The sequence below is a fragment of the Vibrio sp. SG41-7 genome (genome assembly GCF_014164465.1).
In the GTDB taxonomy this organism is placed as follows: Bacteria; Pseudomonadota; Gammaproteobacteria; order Enterobacterales; family Vibrionaceae; genus Vibrio; species Vibrio splendidus.
The window spans coordinates 1-19050 of sequence record NZ_JACJFF010000048.1 but is presented as its reverse complement, the minus strand read 5'-3'; the positions used below and the strand labels follow the sequence as shown (position 1 = coordinate 19050).

General features: G+C 44.0%; 17 protein-coding genes. 13 read left to right on the top strand and 4 right to left on the bottom strand.

The window, feature by feature from the left end; translation table 11 throughout:
- Positions 1-19 precede the first annotated feature (19 nt).
- From lgt to H5300_RS13990, 4 genes are all read left to right on the top strand, one after another.
- Complete coding sequence (lgt, locus tag H5300_RS14005; RefSeq protein WP_004735021.1) at positions 20-841, top strand: prolipoprotein diacylglyceryl transferase; 822 nt, start codon at positions 20-22, stop codon at positions 839-841.
- A 9-nt stretch (positions 842-850) separates the two neighbouring features.
- Positions 851-1702 (top strand): thymidylate synthase, encoded by an 852-nt coding sequence (locus H5300_RS14000; RefSeq protein WP_009848438.1) that lies wholly within the window; start codon positions 851-853, stop codon positions 1700-1702.
- Positions 1703-1842: 140 nt separating this feature from the next.
- Positions 1843-3243, top strand: a complete 1401-nt coding sequence (locus tag H5300_RS13995; RefSeq protein ID WP_182796210.1) for a winged helix-turn-helix domain-containing protein — start codon at positions 1843-1845, stop codon at positions 3241-3243.
- 217 nt (positions 3244-3460) lie between these two features.
- Entirely contained in the window at positions 3461-3937 is a 477-nt protein-coding gene (locus tag H5300_RS13990) for a hypothetical protein (protein WP_182796209.1), read from the top strand.
- A gap of 355 nt (positions 3938-4292) precedes the next feature.
- Here H5300_RS13990 and H5300_RS13985 read toward each other — a convergent pair whose 3' ends face one another.
- Positions 4293-5438, bottom strand: a complete 1146-nt coding sequence (locus tag H5300_RS13985; protein ID WP_004735026.1) for a Na/Pi symporter — start codon at positions 5436-5438, stop codon at positions 4293-4295.
- Between the two features lie 389 nt (positions 5439-5827).
- Here H5300_RS13985 and nhaR point away from each other — a divergent pair, with 389 nt between their 5' ends.
- Positions 5828-6718 (top strand): transcriptional activator NhaR, encoded by an 891-nt coding sequence (nhaR, locus tag H5300_RS13980; protein ID WP_004735027.1) that lies wholly within the window; start codon positions 5828-5830, stop codon positions 6716-6718.
- 99 nt (positions 6719-6817) lie between these two features.
- Entirely contained in the window at positions 6818-7111 is a 294-nt protein-coding gene (locus H5300_RS13975) for a metalloregulator ArsR/SmtB family transcription factor (RefSeq protein ID WP_004735028.1), read from the top strand.
- Between the two features lie 344 nt (positions 7112-7455).
- Here H5300_RS13975 and rpsT read toward each other — a convergent pair whose 3' ends face one another.
- On the bottom strand, positions 7456-7716 hold the full coding sequence (gene rpsT / locus H5300_RS13970) for a 30S ribosomal protein S20 (RefSeq protein WP_012603273.1): 261 nt from the start codon (positions 7714-7716) through the stop codon (positions 7456-7458).
- Between the two features lie 251 nt (positions 7717-7967).
- Between rpsT and murJ the strand changes: the two genes are divergently transcribed.
- The 6 genes from murJ to ispH all read left to right on the top strand — a co-directional run bounded on the left by murJ (position 7968) and on the right by ispH (position 15918).
- Positions 7968-9530 (top strand): murein biosynthesis integral membrane protein MurJ, encoded by a 1563-nt coding sequence (murJ, locus tag H5300_RS13965; protein WP_310736126.1) that lies wholly within the window; start codon positions 7968-7970, stop codon positions 9528-9530.
- A gap of 70 nt (positions 9531-9600) precedes the next feature.
- The gene (gene ribF, locus H5300_RS13960; RefSeq protein WP_017077722.1) at positions 9601-10536 is read left to right on the top strand and encodes a bifunctional riboflavin kinase/FAD synthetase; all 936 of its coding nucleotides are present in this window, start codon (positions 9601-9603) and stop codon (positions 10534-10536) included.
- A 63-nt stretch (positions 10537-10599) separates the two neighbouring features.
- Positions 10600-13458, top strand: a complete 2859-nt coding sequence (ileS, locus tag H5300_RS13955; protein WP_182796207.1) for an isoleucine--tRNA ligase — start codon at positions 10600-10602, stop codon at positions 13456-13458.
- A 160-nt stretch (positions 13459-13618) separates the two neighbouring features.
- Positions 13619-14119 carry a signal peptidase II gene (gene lspA / locus H5300_RS13950; RefSeq protein WP_004735054.1) on the top strand — a complete coding sequence of 167 codons (501 nt, stop codon included), beginning with the start codon at positions 13619-13621 and terminating at the stop codon, positions 14117-14119.
- Positions 14120-14313: 194 nt separating this feature from the next.
- On the top strand, positions 14314-14745 hold the full coding sequence (fkpB, locus tag H5300_RS13945; protein ID WP_012603277.1) for an FKBP-type peptidyl-prolyl cis-trans isomerase: 432 nt from the start codon (positions 14314-14316) through the stop codon (positions 14743-14745).
- 216 nt (positions 14746-14961) lie between these two features.
- Positions 14962-15918, top strand: a complete 957-nt coding sequence (gene ispH, locus H5300_RS13940; RefSeq protein ID WP_029222310.1) for a 4-hydroxy-3-methylbut-2-enyl diphosphate reductase — start codon at positions 14962-14964, stop codon at positions 15916-15918.
- A 140-nt stretch (positions 15919-16058) separates the two neighbouring features.
- On the opposite strand, the gene btsR is transcribed toward ispH, so the two are convergent.
- Both btsR and H5300_RS13930 read right to left on the bottom strand, forming a co-directional pair.
- Positions 16059-16790: a two-component system response regulator BtsR gene (gene btsR / locus H5300_RS13935; protein WP_182796206.1), complete on the bottom strand. Its 732-nt coding sequence runs from the start codon at positions 16788-16790 to the stop codon at positions 16059-16061.
- A 105-nt stretch (positions 16791-16895) separates the two neighbouring features.
- Complete coding sequence (locus tag H5300_RS13930; protein ID WP_182796205.1) at positions 16896-18566, bottom strand: sensor histidine kinase; 1671 nt, start codon at positions 18564-18566, stop codon at positions 16896-16898.
- 245 nt (positions 18567-18811) lie between these two features.
- Between H5300_RS13930 and H5300_RS13925 the strand changes: the two genes are divergently transcribed.
- Positions 18812-19050, top strand: a 239-nt coding sequence (locus H5300_RS13925) for a transposase domain-containing protein (RefSeq protein ID WP_182796204.1), incomplete at its 3' end; no start/stop codon positions are given.

Below are 19050 nucleotides of genomic sequence, written 5' to 3'. Positions count from 1 at the left end.
TTTAGATAGAGAGCCAAGTATGTCTCAGGGTTTTATCGAATTCCCAAATATCGATCCTGTTCTTATTGAACTAGGACCAATCTCAGTTCGTTGGTACGGCCTAATGTACCTTGTCGGTTTTATGTTTGCTCTTTGGTTAGCAAATCGCCGAGCTGATCAACCCGGTAGTGGTTGGACTCGAGAGCAAGTATCAGACCTACTGTTTGCTGGCTTTCTCGGCGTGGTGCTTGGTGGTCGTATTGGCTATGTACTTTTCTACAACTTTGGCCTTTTCATTGATGATCCACTCTACCTATTTAAGGTATGGACTGGCGGTATGTCTTTCCACGGTGGTTTGCTTGGTGTGATCACCGCGATGCTTTGGTATGCCAAAAAGAACGGTCGAACCTTTTTTGGTGTCGCTGACATGATTGCACCATTGGTTCCATTTGGTTTAGGTATGGGCCGCATGGGCAACTTCATGAACAGTGAGCTATGGGGTCGTGTGACTGATGTGCCATGGGCGATTGTATTCCCTAACGGTGGTCCACTCCCTCGTCACCCATCTCAGCTTTATGAAATGGCGCTTGAAGGTATTGTACTGTTCTTCATCTTGAACTGGTTCATCAAAAAGCCTCGTCCTCTTGGTTCTGTATCAGGGTTATTCCTAGCAGGATATGGTACATTCCGCTTCCTAGTTGAATACGTACGTGAACCTGATGCTCAGCTAGGTTTGTTCGGTGGATTTATCTCTATGGGACAAATTTTGTCACTGCCAATGGTTATCATCGGTGTGCTGATGATGGTTTGGGCATACAAGCGTGGTCACTACAAAGATGAATTACCACAACAAACGAAGTAAGGAATTGGTGTGAAACAGTATTTAGATCTCTGTCAGCGTATCGTTAATGACGGTACTTGGATTGAAAATGAACGCACAGGCAAGCGCTGCCTAACCGTAATCAATGCTGACCTTGAATATGATGTAGGTAATAACCAATTCCCACTGGTAACAACACGTAAAAGCTTTTGGAAAGCCGCAGTTGCTGAGCTGCTTGGCTATATCCGTGGTTACGACAATGCTGAAGATTTTCGTAAGCTAGGGACTAAAACTTGGGATGCGAATTCTAACCTGAATGAAGCATGGCTAAATAACCCTTACCGCAAGGGTGAAGACGACATGGGCCGTGTTTATGGCGTTCAAGGACGTGCATGGGCAAAACCTGACGGCGGTCATATCGACCAACTGAAGAAGATTGTTGATGATCTAACAAACGGCATTGATGACCGCGGCGAGATCTTAAACTTCTATAACCCAGGTGAGTTCCACATGGGTTGTTTGCGTCCGTGTATGTACAGCCACCACTTCTCTCTACTTGGTGACACTTTGTACCTAAACAGTACTCAGCGCTCTTGTGATGTCCCTCTAGGCCTGAACTTCAACATGGTTCAAGTGTATGTGTTCCTAGCAATCATGGCGCAAATCACGGGCAAGAAAGCGGGTGTGGCTTACCATAAGCTGGTTAATGCTCATATCTACGAAGATCAACTCGCACCTATGCGTGATATCCAGTTGAAGCGTGAGCCTTTAGCGGGGCCAACATTCCATATCAATCCTGAGATTAAGTCTCTAGAAGATTTGGAAACGTGGGTGACGATGGATGACTTCTGGGTTGAAGGCTACGAATGCCACGAAGCGATTAAGTACCCATTCTCGGTTTAATCTAATCTGCTTTGATTGACTGATTGACTGATTGATCGAAAGGCTGCCTCTGCGCAGCCTTTTTTATTTCTGATGCTTGGCTTGCTTACTATTCGTAAAACCAATAATCTTGAGTGGTCTTTTCTAACCACAGAACTACTATGACTCGCTCGCATTGCTTTGTATTGCAACACGACTTTCCTATTTCTTTCTACCCTGATAAAAACCAGTTGGTGATTGATAGTGAAGAGATTCATTTAGAGCCACTACAAGCAAGGCTGCTCAGCTATTTCATCGAGAAGCGCGGGCAAGTGGTTAGTACGCAGCAGATAGCTACAGATGTCTGGCAAAGAACTCAAGTGTCTGACAACTTGGTCAGACAGGTCATCAGTTTACTGCGCAGTCAGCTTCAGGATAAAGCACGTCCGTATCGCATCATTCAGACCATTCCTAAGCAAGGTTATCTGTTCGATGTTGAGGTGACTCAGCCGAGTGTCGAACCAACTTCCGTTGATGACGCCTCTCTACCTGAATCTGAGCCTAAACCTTTTGTTGCTAATTCGAAAAAGAAAACCATCGCCCTGATTACAACCGCAGTATTCTCTGTTGGCTTAATAGCAACTTGGGCGTGGCAAATTGATGTCTCAACCAATGACACAGCTGTTATTTCTGCGCCTCAAAGTGATGTAATTCCCGTTTATATCCATGATATTACGCTCGATTCTGCGGACGATTATGAGATGTCGGAAAGCGTGTACAACTACCTATTCTACGGGCTGAACTCAGCGAGAAATTTATCGGGTTACCACTTCTCTCAGCTATCGAAACAGGGCAAGCAATCACTTGCCAATAATGGTGTCGAACTCAAAGGTTGGCTCAAGCAAAAGGGCAGTGATTATATACTGAGCGTGCTGATACAAAACAATCGCCAGCCCAATCAAAGTCAGAAAGTGGAAAAGAGCTTTAGCCAAGATAATTTCTTCGATGCCATTGGGGATGTGATTCTCGAGATTAAAGCCATTATTGCCCCAATGAGTTCAGAATACGGTGTTGTCAGTCATCGAGTGACTTCTATTGATAACTACGATGACTGGAAGGTTATTTCAGAGGGAATATCGCTTTTCTACCAAGGTAAAGGTGGACAGCCATTTGCAGAGATCGCACTTCAGTTGGATACGATTCAACAGCAAGGAAGAGACAATTATTTGGTCAATGCCTTATTGTCGTATTCGGAATCTTTGGCTTATTTGCAAAGTCATGAGCAAGAAGATCGCGAACATGCACTGCAACTGGCAAAGCAAGCCTTCGAGATGAACCCACGTTGTGATATTGCCAACCTTACCTTGGGTCTTGCACTGTTAATCAACCAACATGCCAATCAAGCTTTCCCTTACCTTTTTTATGCGGCCGAAAGTACACCGAGCCCAATCAGTTTTTATCTACTTAGTGTGGCTGACAAGCTGTCGGATAACCCCGAAGGTTCGCAATACAACTATCAGCGCTATACCGAAGTAAAAAAAGAGTATAATGGCCAACTGTTTGATCTTATTGAATCTTTATAAAAAACAAACCTTTCCTAAACCACAAAATTCTCTTTGAAGTGAAAACGTTGAGTTACCGCTAATAGTAACGGCTCTTCCGCAAGGTTTCCTTGTGCCAACAGGCTTCTCAACATGTTTGATTATTGTTTGGACTTAGGCTCGATTGCCTTGCATCAAGCGTAAAAACATCGACGTCCACATACTGGTAACCAAATCATTAATTATTTGGGGTACACACATGTTGAAGAAGTTTGCTTTTCAGATCATTCCAATTCAGATCTTCTTATTCGTCTTTTGGTTCAAAAATGGCTTTGTCGATAAAGTGATGGGCGTTGTACTTGGCTTTATTACGCCAGATACCGCTTATTCAGGTGACACTTGGGCTGGCTGGAAAGGCTATATTGTAGGAACTTGGGATAAGAGCCAAATCGGTCATGCTCTACTGAGTCCAACATTCGATTTTATGTTCCCTATTTTGATTGCTTTGCAATGTGTGCCGTTTTTACTGGTTCTTCGTTCGGTACTGGCAGGTGAGTTCATGGTGGGTAAAGAGCGTCCGTGGTTGCTCTATGCTGCTTTCGCTTCTTTGTTTGTGACTGCTTGTATGGCTTTCACTCAAACCATCACAGGCGCAAGCGACGGGCAGTATCTATGGCAATTTATCGGCTTTGGCATGGTTGCCATTATGTATCTGCGTAATGAGCAAGGTAAGTAAGCGTTTTTTGGATGCGGGATACGAAAGGTAGCTAGATACGAGTAAACGAGATGCGAGATACGAAGATCAAAAGCCCCTGTCATTCCCTAGACTGACGAAGGAAGGAGTAGGGAATTTCTGAGTGTTGTGTGTTAGATAGATTCCCTATCACGCTCGTTCCTCGCTGTAGGGAATGACGGGGATATATAGATGCGAGTAAAACGGGCTTTTCGTTACTCGTTTACCCGAATCCCGTATCTGCTTTTTGCTTCTCTCATCTGCTCTTAAAAAGAAAAAGCCCGCAACCTAGGAGGTTGCGGGCTTTGTTATAAGCGATATGTCTTGTTAGCGGTTAAGCTATCTAATTATTTAGCGATTAAGCCGTCAGTGCTAACACGGTACCAGGCAGTACAAGGAATACCGCAATAAGGTAACCAGCCACTACAGATTTATTCTTCACAGCCATGTCAGAAATAATATCAGCGGCTTTTACTGGTAGTTCACGTAGGAACGGAATACCAAAGATGAATACCGTTGCCATGATGTTGAACACCAAGTGTACTAGAGCAATCTGCAGTGCAAATACTGCGAACTCACCAGATACTGCTGTCGCTGCTAATAGAGCGGTAATACACGTACCGATGTTTGCACCCAGAGTGAATGGGTAAACGTCACGTACTTTAAGAACACCTGAACCTACTAGTGGAACCATCAAGCTTGTTGTCGTTGAAGAAGACTGAACAAGGATAGTAACGATAGAACCAGAAGCGATACCGTGGATAGGACCACGACCAATTGCATTCTTTAGAATCTCACGAGCACGACCCACCATCAGGCTCTTCATTAGTTTACCCATTACCGTGATAGCTACGAAGATAGTCGCGATACCTAGAACGATAAGCATGATACCGCCAACAGTGTCGCCAAATGTCGATAGTGGCTCTTTAATCGCACTGACTACTGGTTTAGTGATTGGCTTGATGAAGTTAAGACCACCCATGCTCATATCACCTGTTGCTAGCATCGGTGATACTAACCAGTGAGAAATCTTCTCTAGAATACCAAACGCCATCTCTAGTGGTAGGAAGATAGCAACGGCTAATAGGTTAAAGAAGTCGTGAATCGTCGCACTTGCGAATGCACGTTTGAACTCATCTTTACAACGAACATGACCAAGACTAACTAGCGTATTGGTTACTGTCGTACCAATGTTCGCACCCATGATCATAGGGATTGCTAGCTCAACAGGTAAACCACCTGCCACAAGGCCAACGATAATTGAAGTAACTGTACTTGATGATTGAATAAGTGCTGTTGCCACTAAACCAATCATTAAGCCTGCAACTGGGTGTGAAGCAAATTCGAAAAGAACCTTTGCTTGCTCGCCTGTTGCCCATTTGAAGCCTGTACCAACCATTGAAACTGAAAGTAATAGTAGGTAAAGCATGAATGCCAAGTTAGCCCAGCGTAGCCAACGAGTTGTGCTCGAGATAGGCGCTGCTGCAGTAGTAGCTTGGTTCATAATGTTTTCTCCATTGGACCGTTTAAGTCTGTGTTTGGTCTGTTTGTTTAATCTGAGCGTGATGTTAGAGAACAAATATTTCAGTAATATTACATTTTGGTTTAGGTGAGACTTTTTTGTGATGATTTGCCCTTTAAATATTTGGCCTTGAAATGGCGGTGGTTTAACTTGTTGTTTTTGTGGGGTTTTATTCGTGTTTTTGATAGGTGATATAGATCTTAAAAGTTAGAGAAAAATTAAAAATAATTGCTGAAATATTACATTATGAAATCAGACACTTCGAAAAAATAAGCAGTAATAACTAGTTTGGTTAGGTTTTTCCGAGTTTGTTGAGCGAAGGTGTCATATTTGATATAAAAGGGTATCTACTCTTTTATTACGGCACATCTATGTCGCACCTCAACTATAACCACCTTTATTACTTCTGGATGGTTTGCAAGCAAGGCTCTGTTACTAAAGCAGCAGAAGCTCTATTCCTAACACCACAAACGGTAACAGGTCAGATAAAAGCGTTAGAAGAGCGTATGGATGGCAAGTTGACCAAGCGCAATGGTCGCAGTGTTGAGCCTACAGAGCTTGGACAGCTAGTCTTTAAATATTCCGACCGTATGTTTGGCCTGAGCTACGAGATGCTGGATATCGTGAATTACAGCCAGCACTCCAATATTCTGTTTGATGTTGGTGTTGCAGATGCGCTGTCTAAAAGGCTTGTCAGCAAGATACTGATGTCGACTATTCCCCCAGATAACAGTATTCATTTACGCTGCTTTGAATCGACCCATGAAATGCTACTTGAGCAACTGTCTCAACATAAGCTCGATATGATCTTGTCTGACTGTCCGGTGGATTCGAGTCAAAGTCCTGGCCTGTTTAGTAAGAAGTTGGGTGAGAGTGGAATGAGTTTTTTCAGTTCGGGTAAGGTTGAAGGTGTTAGCTTCCCGGCTGTATTAGAGCAAAGAAAGCTTTTGATCCCAGGAAGTCGAACCTCGATGGGGCGCAAAGTGCTGCAATGGTTTGATAGACAAGGACTTAAACCTGATATTTTGGGTGAGTTTGATGACGCGGCATTGATGAAGGCTTTTGCTCGTTATCACGATGACGCTATCTTCTTAGCGCCTACGCTTTATATGTCTGAAGTTGAAGAGGATTCATCACTGCAATTATTGGTTGGTATTGAAGAATTAAAAGAGGAGTACTACGTCATATTTGCTGAGAGGATGATCCAACATCCAGCAGTAAAAAATGTATGTGACGCAGATTTTAGCAAATTGTTCGAGTGAGGCGGTTTGTTAATGAATTGATATCGATTATCATAACGCCACCATATGCCGGAAATACTAATAGCCGTAGTTGGTGTAAAGGTTGTAGGGAGCCAAACTATGAACTTAAAAGAGATGGAGAAGAACTCAGCGCAAGCTGTGATTCTACTCAAAGCCATGGCCAACGAGCGTCGCTTACAGATTTTGTGCCTATTACATGGTACTGAGCTGTCAGTTGGGGAGTTGTGTGGCAAGTTGGAACTGAGTCAGTCTGCTTTATCTCAACATCTTGCTTGGTTGAGAAGAGATGGTTTGGTCGAAACTCGCAAAGAAGCTCAAACTGTGTATTACACATTGAGCAGTGAAGAAGTAAAAGCGATGATTAACCTACTGCATGGTATTTACTGCAAGTAGCTTATTGCTGGTGGGAGGGGGATTTCTTATCAGTGATAGAATGACACAAGGAAGTGTCAGTATTTCATGTCGAATGTTAGTGCCTATCTATTTACCAACCTATCTATTTATCTATTTATCTATTTTCTTGTCTGTTTATTTTCTAGTTGTCTGTTTTTTATATGCTTAGTTGTCTATCGGTAAGCGATATGCCTTTAGTAAGCTGGTATCTGCCGGCAAACCACGTGCTTTTAAGTAAGCTAAGTAATGTTCAGCAAGAAAAATCGCTGTGTTACTCAAAATTTAGATATAAAAAAACCGGCCGAGGCCGGTTTTTTTCGTTTTGCGTTGTAATCAAATTTCTATTAAAGAGCTTTGATTGCAGCAGCGAAACGAGACTTATGACGTGCAGCTTTATTCTTATGAATAAGGCCTTTAGTCGCCATGCGGTCTAGAAGAGGTGTAACTTCTACAAGAGCAGCAGTTGCAGCTTCTTTATTGCCAGCTTCAATAGCTGCAATAGTTTTTTTCATGTAAGTGCGCATCATAGAACGACGGCTAGCATTGTGCTGGCGACGTTTCTCAGCTTGGATAGCGCGCTTCTTAGCAGATTTACTGTTTGCCAAGGTCTAACTCCCAAAAACTTAGTTCGGTGACAATTTAAGGGCGAGGACTATCCCTCATAGGCGCTTAATTGTCAAATGATTTGTGCAAAAACCAATCTCAGCCAAAACAAATTTTGGTATGGAAAGGTCATCGCGGTTAAGATGGCGGGGATTCTAACAGCATTTTTAGACCAATGCTAATAATTATGCTTCTAAGGACAGGATAGTATTTATCCTTGCTTGAAAGTAATCAACCAGTGTCAGAGGTTTCTGTGAGTAAACGACTATTAAAGTCAGGCCTGATTGTCAGTGCAATGACTTTTGTTTCCCGTGTGTTGGGGCTAGTACGTGATGTAGTAGTAGCAAATTTGATGGGAGCAGGAGCGAGTGCCGACGTATTTTTCTTCGCTAATAAAATTCCTAATTTCTTACGTCGACTTTTTGCAGAAGGTGCGTTTTCTCAAGCGTTTGTTCCTGTATTAACAGAATATCACGCCGCAGGTGATAAAGATAAGACACGAGATTTAATTGCTAAAGTGTCGGGTACGCTCGGGGTTTTAGTGTCTATAGTGACCGTTCTCGGAGTCTTGGGCTCGGGCGTGATCACTGCGATGTTTGGTGCAGGTTGGTTTATCGATTGGTTGAATGATGGCCCAGCAGCCCCTAAATTCGAGCTGGCGAGCTTTATGCTCAAGATTACCTTTCCTTATTTATGGTTTATTACCTTTGTTGCCTTATCTGGTGCAATCCTCAATACCATGGGTAAATTTGCGGTTTCGTCATTTACACCTGTTTTCTTGAACGTAATGATCATTGCTTGTGCTTGGTTTCTTGCTCCTAATTTAGAACAGCCTGAAATTGGCTTGGCAATTGGTGTGTTTCTTGGTGGTTTAGTCCAATTTCTTTTCCAAATGCCTTTCTTGATAAAAGCGGGTGTTCTGGTTAAGCCGAAGTGGGGCTGGAGAGATCCGGGTGTGGTTAAGATCCGCACGCTAATGATCCCAGCTCTGTTCGGTGTATCGGTCAGCCAAATTAACTTATTGTTTGATACCTTTATTGCTAGCTTCCTAGCGACCGGTTCGATCAGTTGGTTGTATTATTCAGACCGACTGCTTGAATTCCCACTAGGTCTATTCGGTATTGCGATTGCGACTGTCATTCTTCCTGCTTTGTCTCGTAAACACGTTGAAGCTCAAGGTGAAGGGTTTGCGCACACCATGGACTGGGGTGTGCGTATGGTATTGCTGCTTGGCATTCCTGCGATGTTAGGCCTAATAGTTTTAGCTAAGCCGATGCTGATGGTGCTCTTCATGCGTGGTGAGTTTTCGCCGCATGATGCACAGCAGGCATCAATGTCATTGGTTGCTTACGCATCGGGTTTGCTTAACTTCATGCTGATTAAAGTGTTAGCTCCGGGCTATTACTCTCGCCAAGATACTAAAACTCCTGTGAAGTACGGCATTATCGCCATGGTCACCAACATGGTGTTCAACGCGATTTTTGCGTATTTCTATGGTTATGTTGGCTTGGCGATAGCGACGGCATTGTCTGCCTTTGTGAATATGGCCTTGTTGTATCGTGGATTGCATCTTGCTGGTGTGTATCAATTATCTAAGACAACTTTGTTGTTTAGTGCCAAATTGATTATCTCAGGCGTAGTGATGGTTGCGGCGATTTTATGGCAGTTGGATAATATGCAACATTGGCTTGAATGGAGCTTTAGCCAGAGAGCGCTGACATTAACAGGCTTGATTGGACTTGGTGGCTTTGTTTATATTATTTCGGTACTGATTTTAGGTATCCGAGTAAAACATTTAAAAGCAGCGACAGATTAATACTGATTAGTATATAATCCGTCGGTTTCACACAATAAATGATGCAAATAACAGGTTTTAGCTGATCATAATGGAACTGATCCGAGGTATACACAATATTAAAGCGCAGCATCATGGCTGTGTATTAACCATAGGTAACTTCGATGGTGTTCATTTAGGACATCAAGAGGTTCTGAGTCAGGTTTCTAAACAAGCTGCAGCATTAGGGCTCCCTTCTGTTGTCATGACGTTTGAACCACAGCCTATGGAGCTGTTTGCCCGAGGTAAAGCGCCAGCACGTTTAACTCGCTTACGAGATAAATATGTGCAACTGAGTAAGCTAGATATCAGTCGGTTGTTGTGTGTGAATTTCAATCAGTATTTTGCAAGCTTATCCGCAGAAGCATTCATTAAGGATCTTTTGGTTGATAAGCTTGGTGTGAAATTCTTGGTGGTTGGTGACGATTTTTGCTTTGGCAAAGGTCGAACAGGTAATTTCGCGATGCTTAAAGAAGCGGGCGAAAAATATGGTTTTGAGGTGGTAAGCACCCAAAGCTATTGCTTAAATCAATTACGAGTAAGCAGCACTGAGATACGGAATGCACTAGCGGTCGATGATTTGGCTGCAAGTGCTACCATGTTAGGGCGTGACTACAGTATTAGTGGTCGTGTGTCTCATGGTCGAAAACTAGGGAGAACTATCGGTTTCCCTACCGCTAACATTCCATTAAAACGTTGTGTTTCTCCTGTATCGGGAGTGTATGTTGTTGAAGCATTGGATATCGACGGTGTTCCTGTCGGTGGCGTTGCTAATATTGGACAACGACCAACGGTTAATGGTGTAAGGCAGCAATTAGAAGTGCACTTTTTTGACTTTAAAGCCAATTTATATGGTAAACAGTTAGAAGTACGACTTTTGCACAAACTGCGCGACGAGATAAAATTTGAATCGTTCGACGCACTAAAGAATCAAATAGAATTGGATGCTGAAGCCGCAAGGGTGTGGCTGCTTCAGCTAAAGAATTAGTCGGATGATTCCACCGATTAACATAATGTCTAACTTCGCCCAATATAACGGAATTAAGAATCGATGAGTGATTATAAAGATACCCTGAACTTACCAGAAACAGGGTTCCCAATGCGCGGCAATCTGGCAAATCGTGAACCAGAAATGCTGAAGCGTTGGTACAAAGAAGATCTTTACGGCGAAATCCGTAAGGCAAAGAAAGGTAAAAAATCTTTCGTGCTGCATGATGGCCCTCCATACGCGAACGGCGACATTCACATTGGCCACGCGCTGAATAAGATTCTTAAAGACATTATTATCAAATCTAAGACCCTTTCTGGTTTTGATGCACCGTACATCCCAGGTTGGGACTGTCACGGTCTTCCAATCGAGTTAATGGTTGAGAAGAAGAAAGGTAAGCCTGGTCAGAAGATTTCGGCTGCTGAATTCCGCGAAGAGTGTCGTAAGTACGCTGCGGGCCAAGTTGAAGGTCAGAAAGAGAGCTTCAAACGTCTTGGTATCATGGGCGAGTGGGATAAACCTTACCGCACTATGGATTTCGGCACTGAAGCGAACATCATTCGTTCTCTAGGCAAAATCGCAGACAAAGGTCACCTTCTTAAAGGTTTCAAACCCGTTCACTGGTGTACTGACTGTGGTTCTGCTTTGGCTGAAGCTGAAGTTGAATATAAAGATAAAGTTTCTCCATCTATCGATGTGAAATTTACAGCAGCTGACGAAGCGGCGCTTCTAGAGAAATTTACTCTAGCGGAAGGTCACGCGGGTCAGGGCGAAATATCTATCGTTATCTGGACGACAACACCGTGGACTCTGCCTGCTAACCGCGCAGTATGTCTACGTGATGATCTTGAATACGTACTTATCCAAGTTGAAGCGAATGGCGAACAGCCAGCTCAACGTATCGTTGTTGCTTCTGAACTAGCAAAAGACGTAATGGATCGTACAGGTATCGAGCACTTCCATAACCTTGGTTTTGCGACTGGTGCTGATCTTGAGCTTTCTCAGTTCAACCACCCGTTCTACGATTTTACTGTTCCTGCTGTTCTTGGCGACCACGTTACAACGGATTCAGGTACTGGTGTGGTTCACACTGCGCCTGGTCATGGTCAAGAGGATTTCGTGGTTGGTAAGAAGTACGACCTAGAAATCGCTAACCCAGTAGGCTCAAACGGCGTTTACCTGCCAGATACTGAGCTATTTGCTGGTCAGCATGTATTCAAAGCGAACGATTCTGTTTTAGAAGTTCTAAAAGAGAAAGGTGCACTACTGCATCACCACGCTTACGAGCACAGCTACCCACACTGTTGGAGACATAAAACTCCAATCATCTTCCGTGCAACACCGCAGTGGTTCATCTCTATGGATCAAGCTGGCCTACGTGCAAAAGCACTAGAGTCAACGAAGAGTGTTGAATGGATGCCAGAATGGGGTCAAAGCCGTATCGAAGGTATGATCGAAGGTCGCCCTGAGTGGTGTATCTCTCGTCAACGTACTTGGGGTGTGCCAATTGCTCTGTTCGTTCATAAAGAAACATCAGAACTTCACCCAGATAGCCCAGCTCTTATTGAAAAAGTAGCGAAGCTTGTGGAAGAAAAAGGCATTCAAGCTTGGTGGGATGTAGATGCTGCTGAACTTATGGGTGCTGAAGACGCTGACAAGTACGAGAAAGTACTTGATACGTTAGACGTATGGTTCGACTCAGGTGTAACGCACTTCTCTGTTGTGGATTCTCGTGAAGAGTACAACTTCCCGAATGAAGAAAGAACGCACAGTGCTGATCTGTACCTTGAAGGTTCTGACCAACACCGTGGCTGGTTCCAGTCATCTTTGATTTCATCTATCGCGATGAAAGACGAAGCACCATACAAGCAAGTGCTAACGCACGGTTTCGTGGTTGATGGTAACGGCCGTAAGATGTCTAAATCTATCGGTAACGTTGTTGCTCCTAAAGATGTAACCAACAAGCTAGGCGCAGATATCCTACGTCTATGGGTTGCTTCTACGGATTACACTAACGAAGTTGCGGTTTCTGACGAGATCCTTAAGCGTTCTGCTGATGCATACCGTCGTATTCGTAACACGGCTCGTTTCTTCCTAGCGAACTTGAACGGTTTCAACCCTGAAACTGACTTAGTACCTGCTGAAGAAATGGTCGCACTTGATCGCTGGGCTGTTGGCCGTGCTCAAGCTGCACAAGAAGAGATTGTTAAAGCATACGGTGAGTACAACACTCACGGTGTGACTCAGCGTCTAATGCAGTTCTGTTCTATCGAAATGGGTTCTTTCTACCTAGACGTAATTAAAGACCGTCAGTACACAGCGAAACAGGGCAGCCATGCTCAACGTAGCTGTCAAACGGCGCTTTACTACATCGTAGAAGCTCTAGTTCGTTGGATGGCGCCTATCATGTCGTTCACTGCAGATGAAATCTGGAACGAAATGCCTGGCGAGCGCGACACGTTTGTATTCACTGGCGAGTGGTTCGAAGGCCTATTTGGTCTTGCTGACGACGAAGAGCTAAGCAACGAATTCTGGACTGAAATCCAGTCAGTTCGTGGCGCAGTGAACAAGCTTCTTGAAGATGCTCGTAAAGAGAAAACGATCGGTGGTGCATTGCAGGCTGAAGTGACTCTATACGCTGACGACGCACTGGCTGCTAAAATCAACAAGCTAGAAGATGAGCTACGTTTCGTACTTATCACCTCTGCTGCTGTTGTTAAGCCGCTTAGCGACAAGTCTGATACAGCTCAAGCGACAGACGTTGCAGGTTTATACGTTGAAGTTGCAGCAACTGAAGCTGAGAAGTGTGACCGTTGCTGGCACCACACTCCAGATGTAGGCACAATCGAAGGTCACGAGAAAATTTGTGGTCGTTGTGTGTCGAACATCGACGGTGAAGGCGAAGTGCGTAAATACGTATAACGACTCAGAGAAAGACTGAACTTTTTGTAAAAATCATAGCCCCAGTATCAACTGGGGTTATTTTTAATTATAGGAAATGTGTTTAACCGAGTTGAGTGCTCATCATCCCTTAAACAGGAAGATTAAATGGGTACTGGCTTCGTAAATACTAGGAATAGAAATGAGTGAAGTTTCGTTAAAACAATCTGGTGTGCGTTGGTTATGGCTGGCTCTGTTGGTCTTCCTTGCAGATATTGGCATCAAACTGTTCGTCATGGACAATATGGGTTATGGCTGGGCAAACCGTATTGAGGTGTTGCCATTCTTTAACTTTTTGTATGTCCATAACTATGGTGCAGCATTTAGCTTTTTGAGCGATCAGAGTGGCTGGCAGCGTTGGTTATTTACTGGTATCGCCTTTGCGGTAACGGGCATGCTGACATACTGGATGAGTAAACTACCTGCGGCAGAGAAGTGGAATAACATTGCTTATGCGATCATCATTGGTGGCGCTGTTGGTAACGTATTTGACCGAGTAGTACACGGCTTTGTTGTCGATTACTTAGATTTCTACTGGGGTACTTACCATTGGCCTGCGTTTAACTTAGCGGATATGGGGATCTGTATCGGTGCTGCGATGATCATCCTAGATGGCTTCCGTAAGAAAGATGAAAGCAAATAGGCGACTCAGGTATTAATGAGTATTAACTAAATCGCTTTGAATTAGATTGCTCTAAAGTCAGTCTATGACTCACAGAATAGAATAGCCCTAAGCGCTGTCGGTTGATTCCGGCGGCGCTTTTTTTTATGCTTCAGTCAACAAGGAAGCAAAGCACAGCGCATCCTCAAATAATAAAGAAATCTAAGGAAAGTAACGTGGCAGCAATTAAAAATGATTCAGCAGTAACTCTACATTTTACGATTAAAATGAAGGATGGTTCAGTTGCCGATAGCACCGAAAATATGGGTAAGCCTGCGAAGTTCGTTATGGGTGATGGCAGCCTAAGTGAGAACTTTGAACAGTGCTTGATTGGTCTTGAAACGGGGACTGAAAAGTCTATCGAATTGAAGGCGCAAGACGCGTTTGGTATGCCAAATCCAGATCACATTCATCATATGGATCGTGCTAAATTTGTTGGCGATTCTGAAGTCGAAGTTGGCACTATTATGGCTTTCTCTGGTCCTGATGGTATGGAAATTCCAGGTATTATCACTGAGATCGCGGGTGATTCAGTGACGGTTGATTTTAATCATCCATTAGCAGGCCAAGACGTTACGTTTGACGTTAACATCTTAGCGGTGGACTAACTATTTTAGCGGTGAACTAACTATCTTAGCGTTAGAATAGCTATCTTAACGTTAGAATAGTTATCTTAACGTTAGAATCGCTATCTTGACGGTTGAATAACATCGCCTTACAGCTGTGATGTAACCCAGAGCTTCACTGTCTAGGCGCTTCACTGTAGAATGCGATCTTCGCTGACAGCGAACTCTATAGAAACAACCTTAGTACCGCGGTAAATGATGAGCAATGAAATGAAAATAATGTTAGCTAACCCTCGTGGCTTTTGTGCCGGTGTCGATCGTGCGATCAGTATTGTTGAACGTGCACTCGAAATGTACCAGCCACCAATCTATGTTCGTCATGAAGTGGTACACAACCGCTTTGTTGTTGAAGGGCTAAAGCAACGTGGTGCTATTTTTGTCGAAGAGTTAAGTGAAGTGCCAGACGATAACATCGTGATCTTCTCTGCTCACGGTGTTTCTCAAGCTGTTCGTAAAGAAGCGAAAGAGCGCGAACTCACCGTATTTGATGCAACGTGTCCTTTGGTAACCAAAGTCCATATGGAAGTTGCTCGTGCGAGCCGCAAGCATATGGAAGTGGTTCTGATTGGTCACGCGGGTCACCCTGAGGTTGAAGGCACCATGGGTCAGTACGCTAGCCAAACTGGTGGTATGTACTTGGTTGAGAAACCAGAGGATGTACAGAACCTAGTGGTGAATGATCCAAGTAACCTACATTATGTTAGCCAAACTACTTTGTCAGTTGATGAAACGGCGGATGTGATTGAAGAGCTGCGTCGAGTGTTCCCTGAGATCCAAGGCCCACGTAAAGACGACATCTGCTACGCGACTCAAAACCGTCAAGACGCAATTCGTGAGATGGCCGGTGATGTTGATGTCGTGATAGTTGTTGGTTCTAAGAACTCATCGAACTCAACTCGTTTAAAAGAGCTGGCTGAGAAGCTAGGCACGCCAGGTTATCTAACCGACTGCCCTGAAGACATTCAAACTGAATGGGTTGAAGGCAAAAAGAAAATCGGTGTAACAGCCGGTGCTTCTGCTCCTGAAGAGTTGGTAAACCAAATCTTAGATCGTATTCGTGAGCTGGGTGCTACCGAGGTAGAAGAGATTCAAGGTCGTGAAGAGAACATGTTCTTCGAAGTGCCGAAAGAGCTGCAGATTAAGCAAGTCGACTAATCGCTATTGATTTGTGACAAGATTGATTCGTAACTCTATCGATTCGCAAACACTATTGATTTGTAAACAGCAGGAAGCCAACGTTGATGCGTTGGCTTTTTTGATCATGCTTTGGAACAAGGCGTCGAATTTCTAACGGGTTACTGGAGACCGAGTTGCTCTTTTAAAGTCTTTAAATAACGACGACTGACAGGTACTTCAAAGCCAGTCAGCGTGATGATCTCCGCTAATCCATTTTCCAACAGTTTGATCTCTTGGATCGATTTTATGTTGATTAAATACTGTCGATGACAACGGATCAAATCGGTTTTTTCTTCCAAGATCTTTAGCGTTAACTGTGAGGTCGCCGTTTGTGAGGAGCTACGAACATGCACACCACTGATATCCGAATAAGCGCACTCGACCTTTTGGCTTGCCATGATCACAATGCGGTTATGGCCGATACATGGGATCTGCTCTAAACGGCAAGGAGCAATGGCAGAGATGTCTTGTTCCGGCGCTTTGTGGTTCTGCTTGATGACCTTATTCAGACGACAAACACTCTTGTTTAATCGACAAGGTTCAACCGGCTTGAGTAGGTAGTCAAAAGCGTTATCTTCAAAAGCTTGAATCGCATATTGGTCGTAGGCGGTGACGAATACCACGTAAGGCATGGTGTCTGGGTCGAGCATGCTTAACAGTTCAATCCCGGTAACCTGCGGCATTTGGATATCCAAATACACCACATCAGGCTTGAGTAGATTGATCTGTTTCAGTCCTTCGATCGCGTTACTCGCTTGGCCAATAATTTCTACTTCTCCGGTTTCGGTCAGCAGTTCAATCAGCTCTTCGCGAGCAAAAAGCTCATCATCGACAACTAATGCCTTTAACATCCTACAATCTTCATCTTGGTTCTATCCCTGCTTGGTTCACGCTTATCTTTTAAATATCTGCTTCTAAATGTTTCAACTCGGAGCTATTTGTCTCCGAAAATACCATTATTTTAGTATAGGTATGATAAAGCTCATTCGAGTAAATTGCTGTGGTTGAGATTCTATTTTTAGTGCTGAATCTTGTCCAAAGAAATTAGTGAGTCGTTTATCAACAATTTCCATGCCTAGTCCAACATGATCTTTCGATGGCTTTTGATAATTGCCCGCGTTGTCTTCAACGGTCAACTTAACCCCACCCTTGAAAGCCTCGCTATAGATCTTCACTTTGCCGCCTTCCAGCATGTTAGAAATCCCATGTTTGATGGCATTTTCTACTAGCGGTTGTAGGGTAAAGCTTGGCAGTTGCGACTCATACAGTTGTGGGTCGATATCCCATTCAACTTCTAATCGGTCAGTAAAACGTGCTTTTTCAATAGTTAGGTACGCATTGACGTGCGCCAGTTCGTCTTTGAGTTTCACGGTATTGATGTTCTGCTTCAGATTACTTCTAAAGAAGTGAGACAGATGTTGAATGAGCTCACGTGCTTTATCAGGGTCACGACGTGTAACGGCACTGATGGTGTTAAGTGCATTAAACAAGAAGTGTGGGTTCACCTGTGCATGCAGCAGTTTGATTTCCGCTTGGGTGAGCAGTGTTTGTTGCTGTTGGTAGTTACTAAACAGGATCTGGCTCGACAATAGCTGAGCGATACCTTCACCCATCGACATGTTGATGGTCGAGAAAAGTTTTAGTTTTGGCTCATACAGTTTGATGGTACCGACCACTTCGTTACCCGCGCGGAGTGGAATAATCAGAGCCGAGCCCAATTTACAATCCTGCGACAAGGAGCATTGGTATGGGTTTTCTTTGCCATCAAGGTAGATGATGTCGTTCTGTTCCATCGAAGTGAGCGTGCTTTGCGATGAAATCGGAGTATTTGGAATATGGTGTTCATCTCCAATGCCGACGAACGCGAGAATTTTTTCTCGGTCGGTGATCGCCACCGCACCAACGTTGGTCTCTTCGTAAATGATCCGCACTATTTTTTGCGCGTTATCCGAATTGAATCCTCCATGCAAAATACCCACTGAACGCTCGGCGATGGTTAATGCGCGGCGTGAGAAAGTTGCCGAATACTTCTCGAAGATGGTTTTCCGATCTTGGATGATGCTCATGAACAGCGCCGCACCGACCGAGTTAGCAATGATCATTGGTGCGGCAATATCAGAAACCAGAGCATAGGACTGCTCGAATGGTTTCGCGACCGCTAACAGAATTAGCATCTGAATAATCTCTGCAAACAGGGTTACCGAGAAAACCACCAATGGATTAAACAGCTGGCTGGCTTTGTTCTTTCTCACTAGGTAAACGTGTAATAGGCCGCCAATCAAGCCTTCTGCTGTTGTTGAAATCGCGCAAGCTAGATCGGTGAATCCACCCAAAGAGTAACGATGGATTCCGCCAGTAAAACCGACCGCAAAGCCGACAACCGGACCACCAAACAGGCCACCCATAACGGCACCCATCGCACGAGTGTTGGCGATCGCGTCATTAATCTGCAGTCCAAAATAGGTGCCCATAATACAGAACAGGGAAAACAGAACGTAGCAGCTTATCTTATGACTTAAGCGTGAAGAGATGCTCAACAAAGGAAGAATCAGTGGAGTCTTGCTGAGCATGTAAGCAATCACTAAGTAGACACAGGTTTGTTGCAGCAGAGAGAGAATGAGTTCCATATTTTCACCTATTGAGACGCTGGTTAAGTGTAAAGCTCATTGCGTAGTAACGGTAGCTTTGCTTGTGTTTTCATTGGTTATATCGAGTTGCGATTGCTTTTCAGGCGGAGATACCAATATTGATGTACCAATGCTGAGATACAGTAAAGCCCATCACAGAGGACTAATGCCGATCGTTTAAGAAGACTTGAACGATCTTGCAGTTAGCAGATAATCCCCATCAACAACGTTGATGGGGATTTTTTATGCTTGAACAAGAATTAGCCATGGCACACGAGACCATTGAAGATGCCGACAATTATGAATCTGTCGTCGACGCCATTCAGATTGAGTGGATAGAACAAGCTCTTCTTGAAACAAATAAAGCGAGCATAAGACGACGTCGGCTTCCCGCTCAGCAAGCTGTCTGGTTAGTTATTTGGATGGGGCTGCAACGCAACATGTCTATCAAAGAGGTATGCAGTTCATTAGACATTGCGCTTCA